Source organism: Vibrio sp. ER1A, from assembly GCF_000733315.1.
In the GTDB taxonomy this organism is placed as follows: Bacteria; Pseudomonadota; Gammaproteobacteria; order Enterobacterales; family Vibrionaceae; genus Vibrio; species Vibrio mediterranei.
Genome location: NZ_JPJA01000094.1, coordinates 114,435 through 119,885, shown reverse-complemented (window position 1 = coordinate 119,885; position 5,451 = coordinate 114,435). Strand labels below are relative to the sequence as shown.

The 5,451-nt window shown below is 41.9% G+C and carries 5 protein-coding genes and 1 pseudogene; 2 read left to right on the top strand and 4 right to left on the bottom strand.

The window, feature by feature from the left end; genetic code table 11:
• Positions 1-112: 112 nt before the first annotated feature.
• Positions 113-1,003 (top strand): LysR family transcriptional regulator, encoded by an 891-nt coding sequence (locus HW45_RS23795; protein WP_006070738.1) that lies wholly within the window; start codon positions 113-115, stop codon positions 1,001-1,003.
• A gap of 168 nt (positions 1,004-1,171) precedes the next feature.
• Here the strand turns inward: HW45_RS23795 and HW45_RS23790 are convergent, their stop codons facing one another.
• Positions 1,172-2,629, bottom strand: coding sequence for a glyceraldehyde-3-phosphate dehydrogenase (locus tag HW45_RS23790; protein ID WP_006070739.1), 1,458 nt, complete (start codon positions 2,627-2,629; stop codon positions 1,172-1,174).
• Positions 2,630-2,957: 328 nt separating this feature from the next.
• Positions 2,958-3,731, bottom strand: coding sequence for a siderophore-interacting protein (locus HW45_RS23785; RefSeq protein ID WP_200874601.1), 774 nt, complete (start codon positions 3,729-3,731; stop codon positions 2,958-2,960).
• Between the two features lie 241 nt (positions 3,732-3,972).
• Between HW45_RS23785 and HW45_RS23780 the strand changes: the two genes are divergently transcribed.
• The gene (locus tag HW45_RS23780) at positions 3,973-4,194 is read left to right on the top strand and encodes a hypothetical protein (RefSeq protein WP_006070741.1); all 222 of its coding nucleotides are present in this window, start codon (positions 3,973-3,975) and stop codon (positions 4,192-4,194) included.
• A 118-nt stretch (positions 4,195-4,312) separates the two neighbouring features.
• Here HW45_RS23780 and HW45_RS23775 read toward each other — a convergent pair whose 3' ends face one another.
• On the bottom strand, positions 4,313-4,699 hold the full coding sequence (locus HW45_RS23775; RefSeq protein WP_038230318.1) for a RidA family protein: 387 nt from the start codon (positions 4,697-4,699) through the stop codon (positions 4,313-4,315).
• Positions 4,700-4,778: 79 nt separating this feature from the next.
• A pseudogene (locus HW45_RS30055) lies at positions 4,779-5,432 on the bottom strand (aromatic amino acid transport family protein); the annotation flags it as partial.
• Positions 5,433-5,451 lie beyond the last annotated feature (19 nt).

The following is a 5,451-nucleotide window of genomic DNA, read 5'->3' as shown; positions in this document are numbered from 1 at the left end:
TTACTAATGCTTTATAAAACGAGTTGAAATACTAGTATCATCACGCTATTGTGTTGCAAATATACAATTTACATAATTATAATCTGCTTGCTTTATAAAGGTTGGTTGAATCATGAAACTACAATTCGAAAATATTGTTTCGTTCGTAGCTGTAGTTGACGAAGGTTCATTTAGCTCCGCTGCTCGTAAGCTTGGTAAATCCCAATCTACTGTTAGCACTGCTGTTCAGAATCTAGAGTCAGACTTAGGCTTCAATTTATTTAATAGACAACACTCTAAAGTCTGGTTAACTGAAAAAGGGAAACGCCTGTTCCATTTATCGACACCGGTTGTGTCGAAGTATCGTGAGTTGATCACAACTGCGAAGCAAATGAATATATCAGAGCAAATTGTCTACCGTGTGGGTATTGATCCTTTAGTGTTCAATAAAGAAGTGAAGAAAACACTGTTGGACTTCTCTGAAGCATTTCCCAACGTCGATTTGGTCGTTGTTACTAAACCAAGTTTCGTTTTAGGGAACTACATTAATGAGGGGAAAATAGATCTTGCGTTAGGGAACCCTTATCACAAGACTGATAATGACTTTAACATAGACGAACTATTTCACGTTAACTGTTGGTGGGTCGCTCATGAAGACTTAAAATCCGTTAAAAGTCATCCCTCCCAACGAGTGCTGTTAATGGATGGCATTGAGGAGTTACTCAATCTCTCAAATATAGCCTCATACAACCTATGGAGGCTAGATGACTTAGGAACTATTATCGATCTGTGTAAGGCTCAACGTGGCATTGCATTTTTGCCTGAGTTCCTTATCGACAAAAACATGAAAGACAGCAAACTAAAAGTAATTACCGACCACCCCGATTTCTTTGGCAAAAAAGTCGTTGCCTCCCTTTTCTGGCCGGTACATTCTGACTTCAGTTTGTTTAATCAATGGATCAAAGGAAAACTTCAAACTAGTGTAAGTAGAAAACAATCATTCATTGCAGATTTAGCCCAATAGGTCCTGCGCTCAGTATACATCACACTCAAGTCAGCAGCGTAGCGTGCCCAGAGTGAGATAATTACGCTTTGTTCCCTCAAGCCTTAGAGTCAAGGCAAAGATAAAGCTTTAGGCATAAAAAAGCCGTCACCTAGCGATGACGGCAATATCTAGCAGTGGATGTCGGATTTACACAACAGCTGGGTAGGTTTTGTATTTCACGCCCATCATCTGTTCCATGCAATGTACAACTTGGCAACTGTAGCCAAATTCATTGTCGTACCAGATGTACAATACGCAACGATTATCTTGTGCGATTGTCGCTTGGCCGTCTACGATACCTGGATGACGAGCACCAACTAAATCGGTCGAAACAATCTCTGTTGAATCGGTATAGTCTATTTGTGCCGATAGAGATGAGGTAAGAGAGATTTCACGCAAGTACGCATTAAGCTCATCTTTTGAGGTTTCTTTTTCAAGATTTAAGTTCGCCACCGCCATCGAGACATTTGGTGTAGGGACACGAATAGCGTTACCACTTAGTTTGCCTGCTAGCTCCGGAAGCGCTTTAGCAACGGCTTTTGCTGCACCCGTTGATGTTAAAACCATATTCAAAGAAGCAGAACGTCCGCGACGGTCACCTTTATGATAGTTATCAATAAGGTTTTGATCATTCGTGTATGAGTGAACCGTCTCAATGTGGCCTGAAATAATACCATACTTATCATTGACCGCTTTTAAAGTCGGAGTAATCGCGTTGGTCGTACAGCTCGCTGCCGATACAATAGTATCGTCCTCCAGAATCGACTCATGGTTCACACCAAATACGATATTTTTAATGTCACCCTTACCCGGAGCAGTCAGTAACACTTTATTTGCGCCATTGCACGCTACGTGCTGACCTAAACCTTCAGCATCACGCCAAACGCCAGTATTATCAACAACCAGTGCATTGTTGATTCCGTATTCGGTATAGTCTACGTCAGCAGGGCTGTTGGCATAGATAATTTGAATATAATTACCGTTAACAATCAGCGCTTTATTCTCTTCATCAACTACTATGCTGCCATTGAACTGGCCATGCACGGAGTCACGACGCAAAAGGCTAGCACGTTTTTGTAAGTCACCTTCACGACCTCCACGAACTACAATCGCTCTAAGAGTCAGTGGGTAACCTGGGCCACTTTTCTCGACCAAGATACGAGTTAGTAGACGACCAATACGACCAAAGCCATATAAGACAACATCACGAGACTCAAGTGCCCCATTGCTTTCTATACTCTCAACTAGCGCTGTCATTAAGAAATCATCGATGTTTTGTTCATTATCGTTATTCGCCCAATACTGTTGAGCTAGTTGGCCGATATCGATGCAGCATGGAGACAGGTTTAATTGAGACAGTTTTTCGATGAGAGGAGCAGTTTGAACAATGTTGATGGCTTGAGGAGAATAGTGTCGTGATACGCGATGAGTTTTAATAATGTCGATGGTCGTTGCATTGACGAGAGTTTTGCCGAACAACAGTATTTCAACGCCCTTCTCTCTGTACAGTCGACCTAAGATAGGTAGCATGGACTCAGCGAGTGTTTGGTTTAGTTGCCACTGATTCTGGTGAATTTCAGTTTGCGAGATGTTGCTATTACTCATAGTAACTGGGGGACCTCTATAAGTTAAAGGCTCGTTACTCTTGAATGTAGGGTACAAGAAATAAGGAGCTGTTTGGGGGATGTAATTGTGTTGTTATTTTTTATGCGCGGAAGTGTAACAAACAGAGACTTAATCTGCTAGGAAAAATAATTGACAGAATATATAAGGAAAAGTGTGACTTAAGTAGAATTAATGCAGGATATGATACCAACCTTAGTCGTAAAAGAACCTGACTTAGGTCGAGCTTATTTTTCGCATTCAATCAAGAAAAGGAATGGCTAACTCAACACCATTCCTATCATTAACACGTCACTAGGGAATATGGTGGCTAGTTGGACTCAAACTCTTCGTGATCTTGCTTTTTAATCACTTTGTGACCATCTTCTGCCACCCCTCGCTTCCAATAGCTACTGATATAGATGTCTTGTCTTGGAATTTCTTTTTCGTTGCGGAAATAACGGCGAAGTGCTCTCATTTCATCAAACTCACAAGCACACCAAACGAAAGGTGAACCTGTTAACCAATCTAAGTCCTCTGATGTTTTAGACAGAGAGTCAGTCGTCCAAATCAGTCTGATGCCCTCTGGGACCTCCAATATTTGTTCATCCGCACTGTCTTCTATTTGAATCACAGCATATCCTTTTGCATCGCTTGGGAGCATTTTTAGCTTAACCGCCAACGCTGGTAAAGAAGTCATGTCAGCATTGAAGAAAAACCAGTCTTTACTAGTATCAACATCTTGAAGAGTTCCTGGCCCCATGATGGATATCATATCGCCCTCTTTCGCAGAACTTGCCCAGCGTGCACCAAATCCACACAACTTGTCTTCAGTAATATGAGTGACGAAATCGACATCCATTTCACCTGACTCGACATTAAGGCTTCTTATGGTATAGGTACGCAATTTGGGGCGATTATCTTCCGAAAGCCCGGTGATATCTGTACCACCATATTCATTAAACAAGAACTTAATATAGCCACCGACACTATCCGATGGAAAGGCCTTCAGTTCTTCTGAATAAAAAGAAATACGTAGCATGTTAGGAGAAAGTGGATGCACTTTAGTGACTTTGAGAGTCTTAGGACGTGGCTTTTTCATGATTTTCTCTTAATGATTATTGTTTTCATTTAAGTCTATCATAACAATTCCAATTGTTACGCTCTATTTTCGTTGCTTTACACTTTAAGATCTTTAACTAATAAGTTTCATAGGCTCAAACACCTCCCAAATTTCGCGGGTAACATCATTTCATATGGAATGCCACAAAACACTGCTCATTATTTGACCAGCTTCAAATTTACTCCTATGTTTGATAAACCGCTCACGACAAAGGAGGTAAAACATGAAGAAAATGAGCAAGGCATATCGCATGCAAATCATCAAGGAAGTAGCTGAGAAAAAACGCCGCGACCAGTTCGATGATCCTATGGCGGTCTACATCAACCATCTATTAGATGAAAGGCCACAAGCGGATAATGTCGTTGAATATAAACAAGAATTCAGTGGAAATTACTTTGATGAGAGCATAGGGGGATGGATCAGTAAAACTTGGCAGAGCAAATAACATATTCGCTTCACTCAACAACATGATTAATCTAATCTGAAAACTTGGGACTGAGCAGAAAAGCTCACTATGAGGCGCCATAATCTAGCGGCGCCCCCAGAACTTATTTCTTACATCACTAGCCTTTTCTAACCGCTATTACCTCGATCTCTACTTTTGCATCCATAGGAAGACGCGCGACTTCTACACAAGATCTTGCGGGGAAAGGAGCATTGTGAGCGTTAAAGAACGCTTCATAAGCAGCATTGACTAAAGCAAAATCGTTGAGGTCTTTGACAAACACTGTCGTTTTTACAATATTACTTGCTTCCAAGCCTGCTTCCTTGACGATCGCTAATGCATTGGTTAATGACTGAGTTGCCTGCTCTGCCACATCTTCAACCATTGCCTTAGTTTCGGGGTTAATTGGCAACTGCCCTGAAGTAATAACCATATCGCCAAATGTAACGCCTTGAACATAAGGGCCGATAGCGGCTGGTGCGTTATCTGTAGCTATTGCAGTCATAGTTCTCTCCTCTTATTTTTATCTGGTTAAGCTAGCTCGTCTTTTGCAAGCACAAGCTAGCGCGAATAGTTGTTTATAATTAGCCAACAAATGTCGGCAACAGACCCATCATAGAAAGGACGTGGAATACCGCAGTCAGGACACCAAAAGTAATCACTAGAGTAATCATCACCTGACCACCAGGTGCTTTAAACCCATCAGCGCCAGCATGCACTTCGCGTGTTTTCTTCGCCAATAATGCCGGGATGATACATGCCCATACCGTTGCCGCAGCACCCGCGTAGCCAATAGCGATCACGAAACCAAATGGGAACAGTAGAGACATAACAAGTGGCGGTAGGAAGGTAACGAGCCATGTTTTGGTGCGACCTTGTTTTGTATCTTCGAACTTAAAGAAGTCTGCAAGGAAATCAAAAACACCCAGACCAACACCAATAAATGAAGACAAAATTGCTGCCATTGAGAAAGTATTGATTGCGTTCGCGACTTTATCTGACTCAATTACTGAGCCAAGAGCTTTTAGCAATGCATCTACATTACCACCCTGCTCGATAACTGGGCCGAAGTTTGCTCTAGGAAGGTTGCCGAAAATACTAAATAGCCATAGGAAATAAAGACTAAGTGCGATAACAGTACCGCCGAGAATGGCATATTTGGCTTTTGTCTCTTCACCGTAATAAGCGCGCATTGAAGACACTGAGTGATGGTATCCAAATGAGGTCAGTGCTACAGGCGTAACTATTCACCCGCGA

Coding starts and splice junctions, on each gene's coding strand:
- HW45_RS23795 (WP_006070738.1), top strand. CDS start 113: ATGAAACTACAATTCGAAAATATTGTTTCGTTCGTAGCTGTAGTTGAC.
- HW45_RS23790 (WP_006070739.1), bottom strand. CDS start 2,629: ATGAGTAATAGCAACATCTCGCAAACTGAAATTCACCAGAATCAGTGG.
- HW45_RS23780 (WP_006070741.1), top strand. CDS start 3,973: ATGAAGAAAATGAGCAAGGCATATCGCATGCAAATCATCAAGGAAGTA.
- HW45_RS23775 (WP_038230318.1), bottom strand. CDS start 4,699: ATGACTGCAATAGCTACAGATAACGCACCAGCCGCTATCGGCCCTTAT.